Origin of the sequence: Psychrobacter immobilis, assembly GCF_904846285.1 — a bacterium.
Lineage (GTDB): Bacteria > Pseudomonadota > Gammaproteobacteria > Pseudomonadales > Moraxellaceae > Psychrobacter > Psychrobacter immobilis_D.
Genome location: NZ_CAJHAD010000028.1, coordinates 1 through 22,915, shown reverse-complemented (window position 1 = coordinate 22,915; position 22,915 = coordinate 1). Strand labels below are relative to the sequence as shown.

The following is a 22,915-nucleotide window of genomic DNA, read 5'->3' as shown; positions in this document are numbered from 1 at the left end:
ATAATATATAAATTAATATATTAAATCAAGGTGCTTATGAGTCTCTACTGCTTTAGCATTGAACTGATGCGTTCATTACATGATAGTTTTGAAAGCTTTAACACTATTTTTACTTAACTCATCAATACTAAGCGTACTAACACTAAGTGCACTGATAGCGCAAATAAACGGCATAACGCTGACGGTGATTAAATAAGCGCTGTAAACTTGATAAGTTAGCTTATGGTCTTAATATAGAATGGACGGTGAAGGGTAATGGATGATTGAGATATAAGTAGGGTAGGCACGAGCAAAATGAATAATGGCTACCAATAATTTCTATTAATTAGTATTAACGATATGAATCATTACTATTCACTAAGAATATTTAAAGCGCACTAGCGCAGTCGGAATTATACCTTAAGTGCGCTATAATAGAGCCAATAACGGTCAATAGATGAAACCGTCATTGGGGCGTAAGCAATAAAATGATAAGCCAAAATGATGGACAATCTCATTTATCCCAACCTCACATAACATTGACGACACAGTAGACGTGGTAAATATAACGCTTGTGTCATAACACATAGGAAGCATTATGAGTGAACACAATCCAACTGATACTGAAGTAAAACCTGCTGCCGATTACGAGTCAGCGTTAGATACTGAGCAAACGGAAGCCAAAAGCAATATCACTATCACTGAAGCGGCTCAAGGTTACTTGGCAGACTTACTATCGAAACAAGATACCGATGGTATTGGCGTGCGTATTTTCGTTGAACATCCTGGTACGCCACGTGCAGAGTGCTGTATGGCTTATAATCAGCCAGGTGAAGAAGACAGCGCTGATTTAAAATTTAGCTATGACAACTTCTCGGCATTTATTGAAGCGGCGTCCGTACCTTATCTTGAAGATGCGGTGATTGATTATAATAAAGACCGTTTTGGTGGGCAGCTGACTTTCCGTGCGCCAAACTCGAAAGTACCAAAAGTCGGCGCTGATGCCAGTGTTGAAGAGCGTATCAACTATGTATTGCAGTCTGAGATTAACCCAAGCTTGGCCGCTCATGGTGGCGACGTTCAATTGCTTGAATTAATTGACGAAGAAGGCGTTGGTCTGACTGCGGTATTGAAATTTGGTGGTGGTTGCCAAGGCTGTTCAGCGGTTGATATGACCTTACGTCAAGGCGTTGAAGTGCAGCTAAAACAGCAGATTCCAGAGCTGACGCAAGTGATTGACGAGACTGATCATACCCGTACCGAAAACGCTTATTATAAATAAGCAATAAGCTTATAAATAAAAGCTGAATCTTTGTTATAACCTTGATAAGGATACGGATTGTTTTGTCGCTTATGAATATTTATCATTAAGAGATGAATAATTTGCTATTCTTTTCATAAAGAAGTTGGGTTATGATTAACTCGGCTTTTTTTTATGCCTATCGTTTAGCGATAGCTTTTTTAATCATCACATATTTTTTGATAGCGAATAAATATATAGGAGCGCAACATGAGTGACGGACAACCAGCTAAGCAGCATACTCCACGTCTTGAGACTTTGGCAATTCATGCCGGTTATAGTGTCGAGCCAACCACCAAAGCGGTCGCTGTACCTATTTATCATACCAGCTCGTATGCGTTTGACAATACGCAGCACGGTGCAGATTTGTTTGACCTAAAGGTTGCAGGCAATATTTATACTCGTATTATGAACCCGACCAATGCGGTATTAGAAGAACGCGTTGCCGCACTTGAAGGCGGTATTGGTGCGTTGGCTGTCGCTTCTGGTATGGCTGCCATCACTTATGCGATTCAAACTATTTGTGAAGCGGGCGATAATATCGTTGCGGTATCGACATTGTATGGTGGCACTTATAATTTATTTGCGCACGCGTTGCCGCGCCAAGGTATCGAAGTACGCTTTTTTGATCATAAAAACCCTGAAGCAATACGAGATTTAATCGATGATAAAACTAAGATGGTCTTTGCGGAAAGTATCGGTAATCCATTAGGCAACATCATTGATATCCAAGCGCTGAGTGATATCGCTCATGAATATGGCGTGCCCGTGGTGATTGATAGTACGGTGGCGACCCCTGCGATCTGCCGTCCATTTGAGTTTGGCGCTGATATCGTCATTCATTCATTAACTAAGTACATGAGCGGTACGGGCACCTCTATTGGTGGAGCGATTGTTGATAGCGGAACTTTCCCTTGGGGCGATTATCCTGAGCGTTTCCCACTATTAAACACACCAGATGAAAGCTATCATGGCGTAAACTTTGTCAAGGACGTTGGCGCAGCGGCCTTTATTGCTCGTGCTCGCGTGGCACCGCTGCGTAATACGGGCGCCGCACTCAGCCCACTCAATGCCTTTAGTATTTTACAGGGCTTGCAGACACTGGGTTTACGTATGGAGCGTCATGTTCAAAACGCTCAAGCCGTGGCAGAATATCTGCGCGACCATGATAAAGTTGCTTGGGTAAAATATGCGGGTTTATCAGACCATCCTGAGCATGAACTTGCCAAAAAATACATGAAAGGGACGCCTTCTGCGATTTTAACTTTTGGGGTGAAAGGTGGACTTGAAGCAGGCGCACGATTTATTGATGCCTTGCAACTGATTACGCGTTTGGTCAATATCGGTGATGCAAAATCGTTGGCGTGTCACCCAGCGACCACTACCCATCGTCAGCTTAATGAGCAAGAGCTAGAAAATGCCGGCGTCAGTACTGATATGGTCCGTCTATCGATTGGTATTGAGCACATCGAAGATATCAAAGCTGATTTAGAGCAAGCCCTTACCGCTGCTTAATTAAGCAATTACTTTCTTCTGTTTTATAAGTGAATACTAAAAAGCCCATATCCTATGATATGGGCTTTTTTATAAGCGATTTATGATGAAAGATTTTTCTAAGACATTTAAACGGTTAAGACGCGGCGCGAAATATCTTGATACTCTTGTGATGCTAGGCGTGGACCAAACTGCTGAATCACTTGCGCTGCTATTTCGCTGGCAAGTCGTCCACATTCTGGCAAGCTATAATGCTGCGATAAAGCGTATAAAAATGCGCCAGAATAGTTATCACCGGCACCATTGGTGTCAATAACATTGGCAACAGCTGGCGTAGGAATCTCATGAATCTCAATCTCTGACTCGTCATTTGGCTTATGAGCGATGATGGCACCATTTGGACCATCGGTGACGACCGCCGTTTGGCAATGCTCAAGTAAGGCACGCGCAGCTGCCTTATGCTGCTTTTTATCGGTGAATAATTTTGCTTCTTCACTATTACAAAATATCACCGCGACTTTATTGCCAAGCATATTAAGCAGGCCATCTTTGGCAAACTTCACTACCGCAGGATCAGCAAAGCTGACGGCGATTTTCGCACAATGAATACCGGCTTGTTGGCGTAATTGGGTCATCGCTGGTTGAATCCCTTCAGACATCGCCAAATAACCTTCTAAATACAACCAACCTGCTTGGGTCAGTGCTTCAAAGTCGACGTTATCAGCGGTAATGTCGCTTGAGGTACCAAGGAAGGTTTGCATAGTACGCTCACCATCTTCGGTCACTGCTACTACGCATGAGCCAGTTACACCGCCTGCATGAATCGACTGAGGGGATGTGGCAACGCCCGCTTCGTGCAAGTCTTTTAGGTAAAACTCGCCTTGCTTGTCATCGCCGACGCGGCAGGCATAAAAAGGTTTGCCGCCCAAACTTGCAAAGGCATACATTGCATTGGCCGCTGAGCCACCGCCCGCTTGTTTTGATGGCGCAATCTCTGCTAGCTTAAAATACGCCAATAACTGCTGCTGCTCTTCAATTCCTGCCAGCGTCATATTGCCTTTGGTCAGGTCAGTTTCTTCTAGTGCTGCATCCGACAGCAGATATTCGTGGTCAACTAAAGCATTACCTATCGCCATCACATCGTACATTATCTATCTCTCCTCAATGAATTTATCAGTGCTTAATTTACTGGCATTTAATTTATCAATGCTTAATTTATCAATGCTTCGCTTATTTTTTTATAACGACAAACTATTCTGCTTGCAGCTCAAGTAGGCGCTGATAAAGCGCATTCTTTTTAACGCCAGTAATATCAGCAGCTAAGGCAGCGGCTTTTTTAACCGATAAGTCCTCTAACAAGCGCTGTAATAATTTATCGTGGATACTGATGTCATCATCGTCCTGTGCTACGTTCACCCCAGCGACGACCACCACGATTTCACCGCGTTGCTGATTGTCATCGGCTTTGACAAACTCAACCAAATCGCCAAGCGTGCTTTTATGCACGGTTTCAAACGTTTTGGTCAATTCACGGCAAAACGTCACTTCGCGCTCAGCACCAAATATAGCCCCCATATCTTCTAAACTAGCAATAATGCGATGCGGCGCTTCATAAAATATCAAGGTTTCGGTGCGTGAGTTGAGGACCATCAGTTGTTTTTGGCGACCGTGGGTTTTGGCTGGTAAAAAACCAATAAAGCTAAAGCGGTCTGAGGGCAATCCTGCGACAGACAGTGCGGCGATGGCAGCAGAGGCACCAATAATAGGGGAGACGCGAACACCAGCGGCATGAGCGGCTTGCACCAACTGGTAACCGGGGTCACTAATCAGCGGCGTGCCAGCATCACTAATCAGGGCAACCGAATGACCTTGCTGAATCATTTCAATGATTTTTGGGGTTTGAATGGCACTATTATGTTCATGATACGCCCAAAGTTTATTATGACCTTTTTGTTTAGCAGCGCTATCAGACTCGTTTTCGGCAGCATTTTTATTATCGCATGCCGTTACTTCTTCGGTATCTTCATCCTTATTGCCTTTGGTGTTAATGCCAAAATGTGATAAAAGTTTGCCTGAGGTGCGCGTGTCTTCACAGGCAATGATAGCAACTTGCTTGAGGATATCGATTGCGTGCGGCGTCATGTCGCTTAAATTACCAATCGGCGTGGCAACGATATAAAGACAAGCTGGCATCGCGGTAGGGCTAGACATGAAAACCTCTGAGTATTAAGTATTGAGCGTTAAGAAAGAGCATTAAAAACGAATATTAAAAGCGATTATTAAAACGCGAAAGTGGTTAGTTTAGCATGATGTGCTATGATAATTCTCAAATGTTCAGCTGAACCATAGATATGATAATAAAGAGAAATGATAGTAAAGGGACGTGATGGCAAATGACAAACCTTTAACCCTGACTTCACCGACACAGCGTCAAGGTAGCCGTTTTGAGCAGCAAGCGTGTGATTTTTTACAAGCGCGAGGTTTACTATTGATTACTCAAAATTGGCAGCAGCCAAAAGTTGGTGAGCTTGACTTAATCATGATCGAAAAAGGGCAGGCGTGGTCGACACTGGTCTTTATTGAAGTGCGGCAGCGGCAACATTCAGGATTTGGTGATGCGGCGCTTAGCGTGACAAAAAATAAGCAACATAAAATTATCAAAGCGGCGCGCTATTTTTTGCAGCAGCATCCTGAATATAATGAGTATGAGTGTCGGTTTGATGTGATTGCCTATGATACCAATACCAATACTAATGCCAATAAAAATAAGACCAATGACATTAAAGAAATACTGCCAGAAAATATTCAGCCAGAATGGTTACAGGGCGCTTTTATTGCCTCAGCTTGGTAATAGATTTATTTAGATTTAATGTTTTTAAAATTAAGTGGATTTGAACGTTAAGCCCGATAACTCAGTTAAAAAATAAATAAGCACATCAAGCTATCGTTGCCAAAAGCCTAAGCGCCTCAGGTAAATATTCAGTAAAGTAGCGGCATTACAAATAGTTAATTTAATCATATTCTTATTATTACCATTATTAACTACCGGCATAATTAATCATTGTTATTATCAAGCGTGACACTTTTAATCATTAGTTAATCACTACATTATGTTCTAAGAGGTAAATCATGACACGAATGCATTTGCGCACTGCTATTTTGGGTTCATCATGCCGTAAGGCTATTGGTGTTATGCTATTGACGAATATCGTCGTCACAGGTTGTACTACCAATTATTTGACCAATAGCACAGAAGGAACGTATGGCGTACCGATGACAGAGCGCACCATTCCGCAGCGTCTTCTCGATCGTAGTATTGAGCACACTGTCAAGATTAACGTCTATGGTCTGCAAGAAAATTTACAGCAAATTAGCCGCATGAGTATTGATAGTTTTAATAGTGAAGTGCTGCTCACAGGCGAGGTGCCAACGGAAGCCGTTAAAGCAGAAATAGAAAAAGTCGTTGGTTCTATGCCAGACGTCCGTCATGTCTACAATGAGCTTAATGTTAGCGCCTCAAGGGGCTATAGCTCAACCGTCCACGATGGTTATATTAGCTCTAAATTACTGGCAAAAGTAGCCTCTAGTAATGGCGTGAAAGCCTCACAGATTAAAGCGGTCACCAATGATGGTGTGGTTTATATTATGGGCCGTATGACACCGACGCAGCAAAGCCACCTGATTGATATTGCCAATAATACCGTCGGCATCACAGAGTTGGTGCTGCTGACCACCGTCGTTGATGATAGAGGGGTAAAGCTGGGCGATGACGATATTATGTATGAAGATAATTTAGCCAATCCTACCAGAGGTCCAGCGGTTAATAGTAGGGCAATGCCTGAAGTCACAACTCCGGTCGCGGTAGATCCAACCATCAATGCTACGCCGATTATCGTCGACGAAGATGGTACGCCCATCAATCAGCCGTCATCGAGTCCTTATATCGACCTTTATCAAAATCCTTAACTGGCTATTTTGCTGAATGCATTCTTTGCTGAAAAACACAAGAAACCTAAACAGTCATAACAGGAAAAGCACGATAAATTCCGAGTCAGCCAGTAAGATATAAAACGTAAAAAGTAAAGTTGATGGCCCAATTAAAATAATAACAAAAAATAAAGCCCTCACTCTACTATTTAGTTTTAACCAACTATAGTCGATTAAACTTAAAAAGAATACAGAGCTGTTGGGATAAATTTTGCGAAGCCTCTGGAGTGCGAAGCGCACAGCAAGCAAGCAAAATTTTATCCCAGCAGCATGCTATTTTTAACGTACCTTTTCTATATTGAACTGACTATATCAAGTATTACTCGACGACGAGCTAATAATAGGAATACTGGCGATGAAGGATTTAAATAAAGAAACAGTACAACCTGTGCCAATAAAGAATCGCACGCCTAAACGTATCAGTGTCGGCGTGACGGCAGCATTGGCTGTTGGCGGTATTGCGCTCGCGACCCAACAGGCACAAGCGTTATCGGCGCTCGCTATCGTGAATGGTATTACTTCAAATGGTGGCGTTGGCGTCAGTAAAAATATCTTGTATGGTGATGAGCCGAATCAAGATTTAGATATTTATTATCCCAAGCCTTTAGCAAAAGCCATGAATAGCACGATTAATGATATTGCCATTCATGACAGCTATCCGATGGTGGTGTTTGTCCATGGCGGTTCATGGGAAAGTGGCAGTAAAGATGAATACGCCTTTGTTGGTCAAAGTTTGGCGAAAGCAGGTTATGTCACGGCGGTCATTAATTATCGTAAAGCGCCTGAGCACCTTTATCCTGATTATGTAGAAGATACCGCGCAGGCCATCGCCTGGAGCTATAAAAATGCCGAAAGCCTGCATGCTGATCCCAAGCGTTTGGCCGTCATAGGTCATTCTGCGGGCGCGTTTAATGCGGTCGCTGCCGTCGCTAATGAAGATTTTTTAGCGCCGTATGGGGTGAAACCAAAAGATATTGCTACCGTGATTGGTATCGCAGGTCCTTATAGCTATGACTTTAGTAAATTCAGTAGTAGAACTGCCTTTGGGGCAAGTGCGACGCCAGAGACGGTGATGCCAGACCGCCAAATCAAAGGCGCGCAGCCACCCTATTTATTATTGACTGCCGAAAAAGACAAGGTCGTCCATGTGACCAATACCATCAAAATGACACAGGCATTAAAAGCGGCAGGCGTTAAAGTGGAAACTGGCGAAATCGCAGGCGCCAGTCATGCCACCAGTATCGGTGCGATGGCACCGCCTTTACGCTGGGTTAATGATGTGCGTACGCAAGTGCTCAGCTATTTGGATAAAACGCTTAAGTAGTGAATGTCAAAAATACCAAGCACCGAACATAATAAGCATCACACATAATAATTGTTCATTGATTATAGTAAGCCTAAAGCTATGATGAATAGTTAAGCGCAGTTGCGCAAGACAGTACTGTAAGATGGTCAAACTCTTGTTATAATGACGTCACTTTAACCCTATACCCTATTTAAACTTTAAGGCAGAATATTTTATGAGCATGAACGCTGACGATTTGATTGCATTTTTACAAACTCACTTCCCAGATGCTTTTATTCAAGCTGCCAATCAAGGAACCAAGTTTGATGTACGGGTGGTTGATGCCAGTTTTGAAGGCAAGCGCGCGGTGCAACGCCAGCAGTCAGTTTACGCCTTAGTAAATGATAAGATTGCGAGCGGTGATATTCATGCGCTTAATATTCAAGCCTTAACCCCAGCCGAATGGGACGTTCAATCTCAAGGCTAACACTTTTTATTTATGACCGGAATGGATCGTACCGGCAATTTGTATTGCTGGTTTTATCATTTCCGGTTTCTCATCATTTTTATACTTATCGCTAGGTTGTCACCTTATGGATCAATTTTTAATCACCGGTAGCAGTCGTATCGCAGGGGAAGTCACGATCTCAGGCGCCAAAAATGCCGCTTTGCCTTTACTTGCCGCTATGATTTTGGCCGAGACCCCAACGACATTGCATAACGTGCCATCGCTACAAGATGTGCGCACCTTGATTGAATTGATCGGTGGCATGGGCATTGATATTCAAAAGCAGGGCGATACTGTCACCTGCGATACCAAGAATATCGATAATTTCTATGCGCCGTATGATTTGGTAAAAACCATGCGCGCCTCGATTTTAGTTTTAGGCCCTTTGCTGGCACGTTTCGGTGAAGCCGAAGTGTCATTACCGGGCGGCTGCGCTATCGGCTCACGTCCTGTTGACCAGCATCTAAAAGCCTTTGAAGCGATGGGTGCTGAGATTAGCGTTGAGAATGGTTATGTTAAAGCGCAAGCGCCAAAAGGCGGCAAGCTTATCGGCTGTAACTTCTCTTTTGATATGATAACGGTTGGCGGTACTGAAAACGTTATTATGGCAGCCGCATTGGCCAAAGGTACGACAGTGCTCGGCAACTGCGCGCTTGAGCCAGAAGTGGTCGATTTGGCCAATATGCTGGTAGCGATGGGTGCTAAAATCAGCGGTATTGGTACTGCAACCATGACCATCGAAGGCGTTGAGCGCTTGCATGGCTGTGAGTATTCGGTGGTAGCAGATCGCATCGAAACAGGTTCTTATCTTGCTGGCGCTTTGATGACACGCGGTGATGTATTGGCCAAAAACACCTCGGCACTTTTATTAACGCCAGTGTTAGAAAAATTTGAAGATATGGGGGCGATTATTACCACCGGTGATGATTGGATTCGTGCACAAATGAAAGGTCGCCCATTACCGGTTAATATACGTACCCAGCCGCATCCAGGCTTCCCAACCGATATGCAAGCGCAAGTAATGGCGATTGCTTGTCTTGCCGATGGCACCAGTACTTTTATCGAAAATATCTTTGAAAATCGCTATATGCACGTGCCTGAGCTTAACCGATTGGGCGCGTCTATCCAAGTAGACGGTCATGCGGCTGTCGTCACAGGGGTTGAATGCTTCACTGCTGCTCCTGTCATGGCAACGGATTTACGGGCGTCGATGTCATTGGTAATGGCTGCTGCTGCTGCTGAAGGTGAGAGCTTGATTGACCGCATTTACCATATTGATCGTGGTTATGAGCATGTCGAAGAAAAACTACGCGCACTTGGGGTTAATATTGAGCGCATTAATACCAACGACTAGGCTAGTTAATTAGTCGTTAGTATTGGTATCACCCTTTATTTAACGAAATTAATAATGCCTGTTAAGTAAGGCAACTAACTGTACACGGACACGAGTCATTATGACTGAAGCAAGCAATAGCCTTCCAACTGACGGCTTATTAAACGAAGTAAATGATGAGTTTTCAGGTTTGACACTGGCGCTATCAAAGGGTCGTATTTTAAAAGAGACGATGCCATTGTTACGTGCTGCTGGCGTTGAATTATTAGAAGACCCTGAAGCGTCACGCAAGCTTATTTTCCCAACCTCAAACCCAAATGTCCGCGTCTTAATTTTGCGCGCTAGTGACGTGCCAACCTATGTTGAACACGGCGCTGCTGATTTCGGCGTGGCGGGTAAAGATGTGTTGCTTGAGCATGGTGCCAATCACGTTTATGAGTTGTTAGATTTGCAGATTGCCCAGTGTAAGCTGATGACGGCGGGTGTTAAAGGTGCGCCATTGCCAAATCGTCGTCTGCGTATTGCCACTAAATACGTCAATGTTGCCCGCGCTTATTTTGCCAGTCAAGGTCAGCAAGTCGATGTGATTAAGCTTTATGGTTCGATGGAGCTGGCGCCATTGGTCGGTTTGGGCGATTTGATTGTTGACGTCGTCGATACTGGCAATACGCTGCGCGCCAATGGACTTGAAGCGCGCGACCATATTTGTGATGTGTCGTCACGCCTTATTGTCAATCAAGTCAGCTACAAGCGTAAATTTGTCCTGCTTGAGCCAATTTTAGATAGCTTTAAAGACAGTATTGCCAGCGCTTCTTAAATGAGCATTTATTCAGTATTTAAAAAGTACTCTTATTAAGCACTAGCAATCATTGATAATATCAAGCATGACTATACAAAATTTTAAACCAGTTTGGCGCTCTAGGATAGATATAGCGTGCTAAACTGGTTTTATTGTATTTGCTTGCCAGAAAGTAAAAGCTCAGTATAATCTGAGTGAAATAATCATAAATAAGCAAACACACAATCCTTTTCTTATTTGCTCATTTTTTCATTTGCTCTTTTATTTACTCTATTCTTTATAGCCGTATTTTATGCTCAACTATAGGATTAAGTTATGCGCCAACTAAGTACTCAAGATGCTGATTTTGACAGTCAACTGACCCAACTGCTTGCTTTTGAAACCGTAAACGATGTTGAATTATTAAAAACCGTTGACGATATCATTGCAAAAGTACGTCATGGCGGCGATAGCGTGGTACTGGCGTTGACCCAAGAGTTTGATCAGCATCCTGCGACAACAATGCAATCCTTAGAGCTGTCTAAGGAAGCACTTGCTGAAGCGTTTGCCAATCTTGATGATGCCGTCAAAACGGCTTTGATGACGGCAGCGACACGGGTACAGACATTCCATGAGCGCCAAGTACAAGAGACTTGGCAATATGAAGATGAGCTTGGCAATCGCTTAGGTCAAAAGGTCACGCCGCTTGATCGTGTTGGCATTTATGTACCCGGCGGTTTGGCATCTTATCCGTCTTCCGTATTGATGAATGCGATTCCTGCCAAAGTAGCTGGCGTTGCCGAGGTAATCATGGTGGTGCCAGCACCGAAGGGCGTGCTTAATCCGTTGGTCTTAGCAGCGGCGCATTTGGCACAAGTTGACCGTGTCTTTACCATTGGCGGTGCACAAGCCGTTGCTGCCTTGGCATACGGTACCGAAACGATACCAGCCGTGGATAAAATCACGGGTCCTGGTAACAAATATGTCGCCGCAGCTAAGCGTGCGGTATTTGGTCAAGTGGGGATTGATATGATCGCCGGTCCCTCTGAAGTATTGGTCTATGCAGAAGGCGAGGCGCAAGATCGCGCTGATTGGTTGGCGATGGATTTATTATCACAAGCGGAACATGACCGTATCGCCCAAGCTATCTTTGTCACGACAAATGAACAGCAGCTTGCAGAAGTAGCGGCGGAAATTGAAAAAGCCTTGGCAGAATTGCCAAAAGCTGATATCGCCCGCGATTCGCTAAAAAATCGTGGCGCGCTTATTTTGGTCAAAGACCGTGCGGAAGGTATGGCGGTGATTAATCGCGTTGCCCCTGAGCATTTAGAATTGTCTGTTGATAACCCTGATGCGCTGCTTGATGATATTCGTCACGCTGGCGCTATCTTTATGGGACGTCATACGCCTGAAGCGATTGGCGATTACTGTGCCGGTCCCAATCATGTATTGCCAACTTCGGGCACCGCGCGCTTTTCTTCACCGCTCGGTGTTTATGACTTCCAAAAGAAATCATCGATTATTTATTGTACTGAAGCGGGTAGTAAGCCGCTGGCTAAGACGGCAGATATTTTAGCGCAGCGTGAGGAATTAGAAGCCCATGCGCGTTCAGCCCGCTATCGTTATCAGGAAGATAGTTAATAAGATAGTTAATAAGATAGTTAATAAGATAGTTGGATAACTCAACTTTAATAATTCGATTTTAATAATTTACGTTTAATAATTTATGTGGCTAATTAGTAGGATAACTTATGAGTGAGTTAAAGATAGACACCAGACTTTGGTCATCTAAAGCGCGTAATCTGTCACCTTACGTCCCTGGCGAGCAGCCTCAGCATGAAAATTTGTGCAAATTAAATACCAATGAAAATCCATTTCCGCCGTCACCAAAAGTCGGCGAGGCAATCGCAAAAGTGTTACAGCAGCAAGCGGATGAGCTGCGTTTATATCCTGCGCCTGAATCTGATGATTTGCGCGCCGCATTGGCACAATTATATAACCTTGATATCAATCAAGTCTTTGTCGGTAATGGCTCAGATGAAGTATTAGCATTGGTATTTGCCAGCTTTTTCTTAAAAGAGCGCCCTGTTTTAGCGCCTGATATTAGCTATAGCTTCTATCCTGTTTATGCGCAAACTTTTGGTGTTGAACTGGTGCAAATCGCCCTAGACGCGGATTTTAGTATCAGCCCTGATGCTTATCGCCAGCCTTGCAGTGGTATCATAATTGCCAATCCTAATGCGCCAACCGGTTTGTTATTATCGCTCGCTGATATTCGTAAGCTTGCTGGTGAGCATTCAAATTCAGTGATTGTGATTGATGAAGCTTATATCGATTTTGCTCAGACACAAGAAAATGGGTTGGATATAGAAGTATCAGCGGTTAGCCTGATTAATGAGTTTGATAATGTGCTCGTGACGCAAACCTTTTCAAAATCACGCTCGCTAGCAGGTTTACGTGTCGGTATGGCGTTTGGTAATGCTTCATTAATCGAAGCACTGACGCGTATGAAAAATAGCTTTAACAGCTATCCACTCGATAAATTAGCCCAAGCGGGAGCCACCGCCAGTGTTTTGGATGTTGAGTATTTTACTCAGACTTGCCAACAAGTCATTGACTTACGGCAAGCACTCACCGCCGAGCTGACGGCGCTCGATTATGATGTATTGCCATCGCACGCCAATTTTGTATTTGCCCGCCCAAAAGACGGTGACGCAAGTGCGGTAGCTAGTACGTTACGCGAGCAGGGTATCATTGTGCGTCATTTTGATAAACCGCGTATCAATGAGTATTTACGCATTACCGTTGGTACAGCAGCACAGAATGCGCGTTTAATTGATGCCTTAAAAGCCTTGCACACACAAGCTGAAAGCGTTGCGGATTGATAAGATGTTTGTGATTTATGCTTTAATAATCTAAAGCCGAATCGCAAAGTTATATAAGTAAAAAAGCCTGCTAACGTCATGTTGAGCAGGCTGTTTTATTGGTTTTTTCTTCATCTTTTAAATAAAGCTGAAGTTTATTTATCACTATTGTCTTGAGTTAAAACACCTAAAAGGTTACCGACTTTATCAAGGCATTCTTGATATTCAGCATTGCAGTCAGACGCAACGGTAATGCCACCGCCTGCCCATAAGCTAACATGTCTTTCTTTTTTTCCTAGCTTATGATTTGATAAGGTATTTGCTTGTAAAGTACGTATCAATACATTCCATTGCCCGCTACCATCGAAGTTCATATAACCTAATGTGCCACAATAAGCACCGCGCGGCGCACCTTCTAACTCCGAGATGATTTCAACGGCGCGTTTTTTTGGCGTACCTGTAATGGAACCGGCGGGCAAACTGCCAAACAATACGGCAAGCGGGTGGGTATCTGTCTTTAGCTCAGCGGTGATGGTGCTGACCATATGATGCACATTGCTAAAGCTTTCAATCGCAAATAATTGCGGCACTTTGACGCTGCCAATCTTGGCATATTTGCCCAAATCATTACGTAGCAAATCGACAATCATGACGTTTTCGGCACGGTCTTTTTCGCTATCAATAAGCTGCTGTTTATAAGCATTATCTTGTTCAGTATTTAACCCACGCGGCATCGTACCTTTAATAGGTTTGGTGCGTATATGGTGCTTGCCAGTGTTATCGTCTTTATTAAAGGTAAAAAATAACTCAGGCGAGCAGCTTAATAATTCAAATTGATGGTCTTGCGTATCAACCCTCATTTCACTAGTAAGATCATTGACTGCTAAATACCCTGCAAACGGCGCATGGGTATTACGATGCAAGGCAGGTAAATAATCAATAAGCTTCGGTGTGACATTATCAGTGAGGCTTTGATTAAAAACGCCTTGCCATTGTTGGGTGAGATTGATTTGATAGCAGTCACCTTGTTGCAGATAGTTTTGCGTTTTATCAAAGGCTTGCTGATAATCCCGCTTACTCCATTGCGCATTTAATAATAAAGGCGTTGTTTTATATGATTCTTCGAGCACTGACTTTTCTAATGATTCGTTAGATAATTCCTTATCCATTATATCTAAATATGAGATAAGCGCTTTAACCAGTACGCCTTTTTGTTCGTCATCAGTATCAGTGACGCTGTCTTTTATAGTGAGCTGCCAGCTCGTTTGCTCAGCATTTGGCGTTAGATAAATATCATAATGCCCTAAGGCGGCACAAGGCTGCGCTGCTAATTGTATTTTAGCGGCTGGGCTAAGCTCATAAGCGGCGATATCATAACCAATAAAGCCTATTAATCCATGATGATAACTTGGCTGCTCATCATGATCTTCAATCGACAGAGAATTCTTATCATAAGTGTTATCTGCGTTATGAGCCTGACTATAAGCAATCAAATCCTCTTGCCAGTCGCTATAACTCATATAACTGCTAATAATCGCTTGATTGGTTTTAGCATGACTATGTGAGCCATCACGGCAATTTTTTATGACTTTATAGATGTTCGGTTGCTGATTAGGCAATTTAGAATCAGAAAGATAATAAACCGACCAGCTGATTTTTGGTAATAAACCAATCACAGGTCGCCCATCGTTATTCAGCCAAACCAATTGCCAGTTTGCGTTAGGATTTTGTCCATACAGATGACGCTTTAGTTTTGGCAGTAACTCTGCAGCAGACAGGTCACCAAAACGCCAGCTAGGTTGAGTAGCTGGCGATGGGGCAGATGCTGTCTGCTCAGTTCTAAGATGCGGTGCTACGAGCATAGTTAGGCGTCAAACTTTTTAATAATTAAGGTAGCATTAGTACCGCCAAAGCCAAAGCTATTGCTCATAAGCGTTTCAAGCTCAACATCACGCTTTTCAGTGACAATATCAAAGCCTTCAGCAGCAGGGTCTAATTCTGTAATATTGATACTTGGGGCAATAAAGCCGTCTTGTAGCATCAGTAAGCAATAAATCAATTCTTGCGCGCCGACTGCACCCAAGCTATGACCGGTCATGGACTTGGTTGAGCTGATAGCAGGTACTTGACTGACATCATCACCAAATACTTTGGCAATGGCTTTAAGCTCAGTCACATCCCCTAGCGGCGTACTGGTACCGTGGCTATTGATGTAGTCAACGCTTGCTAAACCTGCTTCATCGAGGGCGAGTTGCATACAGCGGACAGCGCCTTCACCACTTGGGGCGACCATTTCAGCGCCATCGGAGCTGGCGCCATAACCGACGATTTCAGCTAAGATATTGGCACCGCGCGCTTGGGCGTGCTCGAGACTTTCAACCACGACCATCGCGCCGCCTGCTGCAATCACAAAACCATCACGGTTTTTATCATACGCTCTAGAGGCAAGTGTCGGCGTGTCATTATACTGCGTACTAACGGCACCCATGGCATCAAACATGCATGACTGCGTCCAATGTTCCGCTTCACTACCGCCAGCAAGTATCACATCGGCTTTACCAAGTTGGATAAGCTCAGCAGCATGACCGATACAATGCGTTGATGTTGCGCAAGCAGAAGATAACGAGTAGGAGATACCTTGGATTTTTAAACCCGTTGCCAGCGCCGCTGATACCGAGCTGCCCATGGTTTTTGGCACCGCCATCGCACCGACACCGCGCAGCCCTTTTTCGCGCATCGCATCGATGGCATTAACGATATTTTCGGTTGATGCGCCGCCTGAGCTTGCGACCACACCCACACGCGGATTATTGTTGATGGTCTCAAGCGTTAATCCCGACTGCTCAATGGCGTCTAAAGCGCTGACATAAGCATAAAGGCTTGCGTCACTAAAAAAACGCTTCAATTTACGGTCAATGCCCGACGTATCAAGTTCTGACTTATCAATACTACCGCTAACGTGTGATTTAAAGTCGTGCTCAGCATACGATTCATTGAACGTAATACCTGAGCGCCCTTGTTTAAGAGCATCGGTGACAGTAGCCAAATCATGTCCGATACAAGAGACTATCCCTGCTCCAGTGATAACAACGCGGCGCATATACTATTCCTTATGAGTAACGATTTTTTGATAATTACCTTTAACAATCGCTTTTAAATATTTACTGCTATTATCTAACATCCAAACCCTTTATCGTTGCTAATAAAATTAATAAATAAGGTTTTGGACGCTAAATGCTTATTTGACAGTCATTATAATGATTAGAATAAAACACTATTCTTTATAAATACTGCTCTATAAATAAAAGTACAACTGTACTTTGAATTATGGCCTATGATAACGTATCAAGGGTTTAAAATCTTGGCGTAAGTGTAAAATAACGACAAAACCACGCTTATTATTAAAAATAAACAGTCAGTATTCTCGTAGGAATAGTACGGTGTGCGCCTCATGATTATGAGGCTAAAAGGTGAGATTATAAATAGCATAAACTCATTTCAGCTACAGCGCATTTAGTTATATACTAAAGTCCTTGGCAGCCATAGATAAGGGATACTTTTAGATACAAAACTGGCGCTGGCGATAACATTGTTGGCACTGACAGCTATCATCAGCGTTCGCTAGAATGGCATTCAATTTAAGAAGTATCTGTTTAAAAAGTATCTATAAATAATATTAATAACAAACACTCATCATATTAAGGACATCAAGATGGCAAAGCGTAGCACTCTATATAAAGGCATTAGCAGCGTTGGCTCTTTTACCCGCAACAACTTAGAACGTATGGGTGCGATGATTGATAGCGTCAATGCTAAGAGCGGCAAACCGCGTCAATTTAAAGCGGTAAACCTAGGCGATGAAGATTATCAACAAGATTTATTCCGTGAGCAAACGTTAAAAGCAACGCAGCAACTATTGGGCACGCGCTTCGCCACTTACGGTAAATATGCCAAAAAAGTAGTGCCAAACAGTTTGTTTGAATCAACGGTCGATGGTGCTTTTGCCCAAGTGGCTAAGCTTGCTGCCAATTGGAGTCAGATTGATCTGCCAAATCAGCATCGTTTTGCCAATATTGCCAGCTTAGATAACGAAGAACGTTATGCACTGGCCACTGATATTGCCAATCAAAACCGTGCTTTGGCGACATTAGGTGGTTTGACAGGTCTGGCTGGCTTGCCAGGTTTACTTGCTGATACCTTGTGGTTGTTATTGGTGTCATTGCGTACCGTTTATCAGTTGGGTGCTGTTTATAATAAGCCGTTAACGGGTAAACAAGGCGTCAAAATGGCTTATGAGCTGCTTGCCAATGCGGATTTAAGTAAGATGCAAGAAAAACAAGCCTTACTAGCGGGTCTTGGTATCGGTAAAGGCTTACTCGATAACGCGCAAAGTAGCGGTCTGCATAATGAGCTGAAAAACTTAGGTTTGCAGAATAAAAGCGTCAATTTTTATGCTGAGCAAGTAGATAGTATTGCCAGTCAAGTCGGTATTGATTTAGACCAAATCAATTTGTCATGGATACGTCGCTTTTTACCGGCGACCGCTGTAATTATCGGTATGCGTTATAACAGTCAGCTGATTGATGAAGTGATTGGCGTGGCGCAAGCGACTTTTGCGCCAGAAGCCAAACTTGCTAACCGTGCGATTACCGACGATAGCGGTAGTGAAGCCGAAGTGAGTAAACCTGCTAGCGCTGATAAAAAGCCTGATAGCGCTGATAAGCAGCAAGATACTGAGAAAAATACTGACAAAGAATCAAGCAAAGATGCTGACAGCAAAAAAGAGTCCGCTAATGCTAAAGAAAAAGAAAAAGAGTCGGTTAAAAAAAGTGCTAAAGAGGACGCTCAAGAAACTGAAAAAAAGAGCGACAAACAAGAGCCGAAAAAGGGTAATGCTGATAAGATAGCTGATAAAACATCAAGCAAAACCGATAACGCTGCTGACAAGCAGAGTAAATAGAAACCTTCTAATACTTAACGCTATTAGCGTTAAGTATTAATTGCTCTTTAATTTGTTCTTTATTAATTTTATATTAAATAACTTGTTTATCTAATATAAGAGATGGTGATACTGTCTTTTTTTTCATTACGCTATTTTTCATTACGCTTATTTCTCTTTGAAAATTAGGTACTATTTGAAAAATAAGCTTGAAAAATAACATAGTGTCGCCATTTAGCTTTTATAAATTGTTATTTGTTTATCTCTAAATATCTTATCTGAACGATGTATGACGCTACTTTCGATACCATATTTAGCAAGCTGATTTTTAGCGAGTTTTTAACTAAAAACAGATAAAGTGGTATAGTGGTGGGCGTAATGCATATCTACCAATTGTTGTAAAGTACAATCACTCATAAGTGGTTGAAATAGCAGCAACAACTCTTTATAATACACTGTCCTAAAAATGGGTGTGCCAAAATCTGTCGTTAAAGTCAGATGGATGGTGCGTTTCCCTATTTTTTTGTTTTTTACCAAACGGGAGAAGGATGCCTCATGGCAACAACTAACCAATTGATTCGTAAAGGTCGCAAAACCATCAAGGAAAAGTCAAAAGTTCCTGCGTTGGAAGCGTGCCCACAACGCCGTGGTGTATGTACTCGCGTATATACTACTACCCCTAAAAAACCTAACTCAGCCATGCGTAAAGTATGTCGTGTACGTTTGACTTCAGGCTATGAAGTATCAAGCTACATCGGCGGCGAAGGTCATAACCTACAAGAGCACAGTGTTGTTCTTATCCGTGGTGGTCGTGTAAAAGATCTACCAGGTGTACGTTATCACACCGTTCGTGGTGCACTAGATTGCGCAGGCGTTAAAGACCGTAAGCAAGGTCGTTCTAAATATGGTGCTAAGAAGCCTAAAGTTTAATAACTAACAGTTATTAACTGAATTTCTTTGTATCACCCATTAACTGTGCATGGGTCTGATGTGAGTGATTTTTTGACCAAATGAGTCATTAACGCTTATCACATAGCGCCATGCAGTAAGGCTGACTGACAACTCGATATAACGCCATCCAATATCAATTGGTGCGAGTTTGTGAATGTCAGACACTCCTGAAGAAAAGGATTATTATTATGCCAAGACGTCGCGTCGTTGCTACCCGTGAGATCCTACCGGATCCTAAGTTTGGTAGCCAAACTGTTGCAAAATTTATCAACCATGTCATGAGTCATGGTAAAAAGTCTACTGCTGAGCGTATCGTATACGGTGCTCTTGAGACAGTTAGCGAAAAACGTAAGATCGAAGACCCAGTCGCTTTCTTTGAAGAAGTTCTAGAAAACGTCCGTCCAATGGTCGAAGTAAAAGCTCGCCGTGTTGGTGGTGCAACCTACCAAGTACCAATGGAAGTACGCCCCTCCCGTCGTACTGCCTTGGCTATGCGTTGGTTAGCTGAAGCTGCTGCTAAGCGTTCTGAAAAATCAATGGCTTTGCGTCTTGCAGGCGAATTGAATGATGCTGCTGACGGCAAAGGTAATGCTATGAAAAAGCGTGACGAAGTTCACCGCATGGCAGATGCTAACAAAGCATTCTCTCACTACCGTTTCTAAGCTAGCATTAGTTTTTTAATTCTAGCCTAGACGCTTAGGATTAACGGCTCCGGCCAGTTAATCCTTGTATTGTTGATTTATTCTATTGATTGTCGCCATCATCATTGGGTTGTTTAGTAATTACCATCGTAAGATGAGTAAAGCGTTAAATAACCTAGATGGCGGACATCTGTCAAGATGCTGTTCTGAAAGGGATACTACTTTAAGAAGCCTGCAAAGTTACAATGCTTGCAACGCTCAAAAAGAAAGTTTCCTGAGTTTGATGCCGCACTATTCTTATATTTACTCTTTTTTTGTCCGTATTTGGCCCAATAATCAGTAAGTAATATAACGAAGCCAATGGCTTTGTCATAGAGAGTATGAGGTAGAGACACAACACATTAATATATACACGAATTTCCTTAGGAAAACACTATGGCTCGTAAAACTCCCCTAAAGCGCTATCGCAATATTGGTATCTCAGCGCACATTGATGCTGGTAAGACGACCACTACTGAGCGTGTTTTGTTCTATACCGGTGTTAGCCACAAGCTTGGTGAAGTTCATGATGGCGCAGCTACCATGGACTTTATGGAGCAAGAACAAGAGCGCGGTATTACTATTGCTTCTGCGGCGACAACTTGTTTTTGGTCAGGTATGGCCAAGCAGTTTGATGAACACCGTATCAACATCATTGACACCCCAGGTCACGTTGACTTCACGATTGAAGTAGAACGTTCTATGCGTGTACTTGATGGCGCGTGCATGGTTTACTGTGCAGTAGGCGGCGTTCAGCCACAGTCTGAGACCGTATGGCGTCAGGCAAATAAATATAAAGTGCCACGCTTAGCATTCATTAATAAAATGGATCGTGTTGGTGCTGATTTCTACCGTGTGGTAGAACAGATCAAAACTCGTCTAGGCGGCAATGCAGTACCATTGGTTATCCCAATTGGTAAAGAAGACAACTTCGAAGGCGTGGTTGATCTAGTGACTATGAAAGCCATCTATTGGGACGAAGCGTCTCAAGGTATGGAATATGAAGAGCGCGAAATCCCAGCTGAATTACAAGAAAAAGCGGAAGAATTTCGCGAGTATCTAGTAGAAAACGCTGCTGAAGCGACCGAAGAGCTGATGGAGTTGTATCTAGAGAATGGTGAATTGTCAGTAGAGCAAATCAACACTGCGATTCGTCAGTTGACAATTGATAACAAAATCATTCCATTGCTTTGTGGTACAGCCTTTAAAAACAAAGGCGTACAAAAAATGTTGGATGCGGTTATCCAGTATCTACCAGCACCAATGGACGTTCCTGCTATCAAAGGTATTCTTGATGACAAAGACGAGAGCGAAGGCACTCGTGAAGCATCTGATGAAGCACCGTTCGCAGCACTAGCGTTTAAAATCATGAACGACAAGTTCGTCGGTAACTTAACCTTCGTTCGTGTCTATTCTGGTGTTTTAACGCAAGGCAGTAGTGTTTATAACCCTGTTAAAATGAAGCGTGAGCGCGTTGGCCGTATCGTACAGATGATGGCAGATGCTCAGGTAGAACTACAAGAAATCCGCACGGGTGATATCGCAGCGCTAGTTGGCATGAAAGATGTGACTACTGGCGATACGCTATGTGATGAGCAAAATGTTATCACGCTTGAGCGTATGGAATTCCCAGATCCTGTTATTAGCCTAGCAGTTGAACCTAAGACCAAAGCTGACCAAGAAAGAATGTCTATCGCTTTGGGTCGTTTGGCAAAAGAAGATCCATCATTCCGTGTACATACTGACGAAGAGTCTGGTCAGACGATCATCAGTGGTATGGGTGAGCTACATTTGGAAATTCTTGTTGACCGTATGAAGCGTGAGTTTGGCGTTGAAGCAAACATCGGTGCGCCGCAGGTTGCTTATCGTGAAACAATTCGTAATACTGTTGAACAAGAAGGCAAATTCGTACGTCAAACCGGTGGTCGTGGTAAATTCGGTCACGTTTGGTTACGTCTTGAGCCTATGGACCCAGCGGGCGACGTTCTATATGAATTCGCTGAAGAAGTTGTTGGTGGTACGGTACCAAAAGAATTCCACGGTGCGGTTGATAAAGGTATTCAAGAACGCATGAAAAACGGCGTACTTGCTGGTTACCCAATCGTTGGCGTAAAAGCGACCTTGTATGATGGTTCTTACCATGATGTTGACTCGGATGAGTTATCATTTAAAATGGCTGGTTCTATCGCTTTCCGTAAAGGCTTCATGGCGGCTAACCCAACCCTACTTGAGCCAGTAATGAAAGTAGAAGTTGAAACACCTGAAGATTACATGGGCGATATCATGGGCGATCTTAACCGTCGTCGTGGTATGGTTCAAGGTATGGAAGACTTACCTGGCGGAACTAAGCAGATTCGTGCTGAAGTACCATTAGCGGAAATGTTTGGCTATGCCACACAAATGCGCTCAATGTCACAGGGCCGTGCAACGTATTCAATGGAATTCCAAAAGTACGCTGAAATTCCAAAATCAGTTTCAGAATCTATCATCTCTAAATTCAACAATAAAGATGAAGACGAGTAAATAAATCTTATTAAAATGACAATATAGGGCATATCTTTGTATTGTCAGTAGAGAATGCGCCAATAATTGGTTAAAAGACTTGTTATTGGCCGCGATTTTCTTATAATATCTGCACATTAGTATGTGCACCCTTTTAACAACTATTTTAATGTGGCCAGTAATGCTTTAACCCTAGTACGTAAACTATCGTACTTATATCAGTTAAGCACTGACCCCAAAAAAAAGAGGAAATACCCATGGCAAAGGCCAAGTTTGAACGCAGCAAGCCACACGTCAACGTCGGTACCATCGGAC

At 43.2% G+C, this 22,915-nt stretch carries 18 protein-coding genes; 14 read left to right on the top strand and 4 right to left on the bottom strand.

All coding sequences use genetic code 11. The features are described from left to right. Positions 1–577: 577 nt before the first annotated feature. Both nfuA and JMX13_RS12455 read left to right on the top strand, forming a co-directional pair. The gene (nfuA, locus tag JMX13_RS12460; RefSeq protein WP_201613024.1) at positions 578–1,261 is read left to right on the top strand and encodes a Fe-S biogenesis protein NfuA; all 684 of its coding nucleotides are present in this window, start codon (positions 578–580) and stop codon (positions 1,259–1,261) included. 228 nt (positions 1,262–1,489) lie between these two features. Next, positions 1,490–2,794 carry an O-acetylhomoserine aminocarboxypropyltransferase/cysteine synthase family protein gene (locus tag JMX13_RS12455; protein WP_201613022.1) on the top strand — a complete coding sequence of 435 codons (1,305 nt, stop codon included), beginning with the start codon at positions 1,490–1,492 and terminating at the stop codon, positions 2,792–2,794. A 107-nt stretch (positions 2,795–2,901) separates the two neighbouring features. Here JMX13_RS12455 and JMX13_RS12450 read toward each other — a convergent pair whose 3' ends face one another. Beyond that, entirely contained in the window at positions 2,902–3,921 is a 1,020-nt protein-coding gene (locus JMX13_RS12450) for an adenosine kinase (protein ID WP_201613020.1), read from the bottom strand. A gap of 103 nt (positions 3,922–4,024) precedes the next feature. Further along, the gene (gene rsmI / locus JMX13_RS12445) at positions 4,025–4,984 is read right to left on the bottom strand and encodes a 16S rRNA (cytidine(1402)-2'-O)-methyltransferase (protein ID WP_201613018.1); all 960 of its coding nucleotides are present in this window, start codon (positions 4,982–4,984) and stop codon (positions 4,025–4,027) included. A gap of 175 nt (positions 4,985–5,159) precedes the next feature. Here rsmI and JMX13_RS12440 point away from each other — a divergent pair, with 175 nt between their 5' ends. The 8 genes from JMX13_RS12440 (at position 5,160) to hisC (ending at position 13,549) form a co-directional block, all read left to right on the top strand. Beyond that, positions 5,160–5,624, top strand: coding sequence for a YraN family protein (locus tag JMX13_RS12440; protein WP_201613016.1), 465 nt, complete (start codon positions 5,160–5,162; stop codon positions 5,622–5,624). A 278-nt stretch (positions 5,625–5,902) separates the two neighbouring features. Beyond that, positions 5,903–6,739: a BON domain-containing protein gene (locus JMX13_RS12435; protein ID WP_201613014.1), complete on the top strand. Its 837-nt coding sequence runs from the start codon at positions 5,903–5,905 to the stop codon at positions 6,737–6,739. Between the two features lie 376 nt (positions 6,740–7,115). Further along, entirely contained in the window at positions 7,116–8,084 is a 969-nt protein-coding gene (locus JMX13_RS12430) for an alpha/beta hydrolase (protein WP_201613012.1), read from the top strand. 196 nt (positions 8,085–8,280) lie between these two features. After that, positions 8,281–8,532 carry a BolA family protein gene (locus JMX13_RS12425; RefSeq protein ID WP_320157917.1) on the top strand — a complete coding sequence of 84 codons (252 nt, stop codon included), beginning with the start codon at positions 8,281–8,283 and terminating at the stop codon, positions 8,530–8,532. A 106-nt stretch (positions 8,533–8,638) separates the two neighbouring features. Beyond that, positions 8,639–9,907 carry a UDP-N-acetylglucosamine 1-carboxyvinyltransferase gene (murA, locus tag JMX13_RS12420; RefSeq protein WP_201565732.1) on the top strand — a complete coding sequence of 423 codons (1,269 nt, stop codon included), beginning with the start codon at positions 8,639–8,641 and terminating at the stop codon, positions 9,905–9,907. A gap of 100 nt (positions 9,908–10,007) precedes the next feature. Continuing rightward, complete coding sequence (gene hisG, locus JMX13_RS12415) at positions 10,008–10,703, top strand: ATP phosphoribosyltransferase (protein ID WP_201613010.1); 696 nt, start codon at positions 10,008–10,010, stop codon at positions 10,701–10,703. 297 nt (positions 10,704–11,000) lie between these two features. Next, a complete protein-coding gene (hisD, locus tag JMX13_RS12410) occupies positions 11,001–12,305 on the top strand; it encodes a histidinol dehydrogenase (protein ID WP_201613008.1) in 1,305 nt (434 codons plus the stop codon). A gap of 110 nt (positions 12,306–12,415) precedes the next feature. Further along, positions 12,416–13,549, top strand: a complete 1,134-nt coding sequence (gene hisC, locus JMX13_RS12405; protein ID WP_201613006.1) for a histidinol-phosphate transaminase — start codon at positions 12,416–12,418, stop codon at positions 13,547–13,549. A gap of 134 nt (positions 13,550–13,683) precedes the next feature. On the opposite strand, the gene JMX13_RS12400 is transcribed toward hisC, so the two are convergent. Together JMX13_RS12400 and JMX13_RS12395 are read right to left on the bottom strand one after the other, a co-directional pair. Beyond that, complete coding sequence (locus JMX13_RS12400; RefSeq protein ID WP_201613004.1) at positions 13,684–15,390, bottom strand: anthranilate synthase component I family protein; 1,707 nt, start codon at positions 15,388–15,390, stop codon at positions 13,684–13,686. A 2-nt stretch (positions 15,391–15,392) separates the two neighbouring features. Further along, entirely contained in the window at positions 15,393–16,628 is a 1,236-nt protein-coding gene (locus tag JMX13_RS12395; protein WP_201613001.1) for a beta-ketoacyl-ACP synthase II, read from the bottom strand. A 612-nt stretch (positions 16,629–17,240) separates the two neighbouring features. Here JMX13_RS12395 and JMX13_RS12390 point away from each other — a divergent pair. The 4 genes from JMX13_RS12390 (at position 17,241) to fusA (ending at position 22,621) form a co-directional block, all read left to right on the top strand. Next, a complete protein-coding gene (locus JMX13_RS12390; RefSeq protein WP_201612999.1) occupies positions 17,241–18,488 on the top strand; it encodes an EcsC family protein in 1,248 nt (415 codons plus the stop codon). A gap of 534 nt (positions 18,489–19,022) precedes the next feature. Next, positions 19,023–19,397 (top strand): 30S ribosomal protein S12, encoded by a 375-nt coding sequence (gene rpsL, locus JMX13_RS12385; protein WP_011281154.1) that lies wholly within the window; start codon positions 19,023–19,025, stop codon positions 19,395–19,397. A 209-nt stretch (positions 19,398–19,606) separates the two neighbouring features. Beyond that, positions 19,607–20,080 carry a 30S ribosomal protein S7 gene (rpsG, locus tag JMX13_RS12380; RefSeq protein WP_183621326.1) on the top strand — a complete coding sequence of 158 codons (474 nt, stop codon included), beginning with the start codon at positions 19,607–19,609 and terminating at the stop codon, positions 20,078–20,080. A 414-nt stretch (positions 20,081–20,494) separates the two neighbouring features. Continuing rightward, positions 20,495–22,621, top strand: a complete 2,127-nt coding sequence (fusA, locus tag JMX13_RS12375; protein ID WP_201546488.1) for an elongation factor G — start codon at positions 20,495–20,497, stop codon at positions 22,619–22,621. Positions 22,622–22,915: the final 294 nt, after the last annotated feature.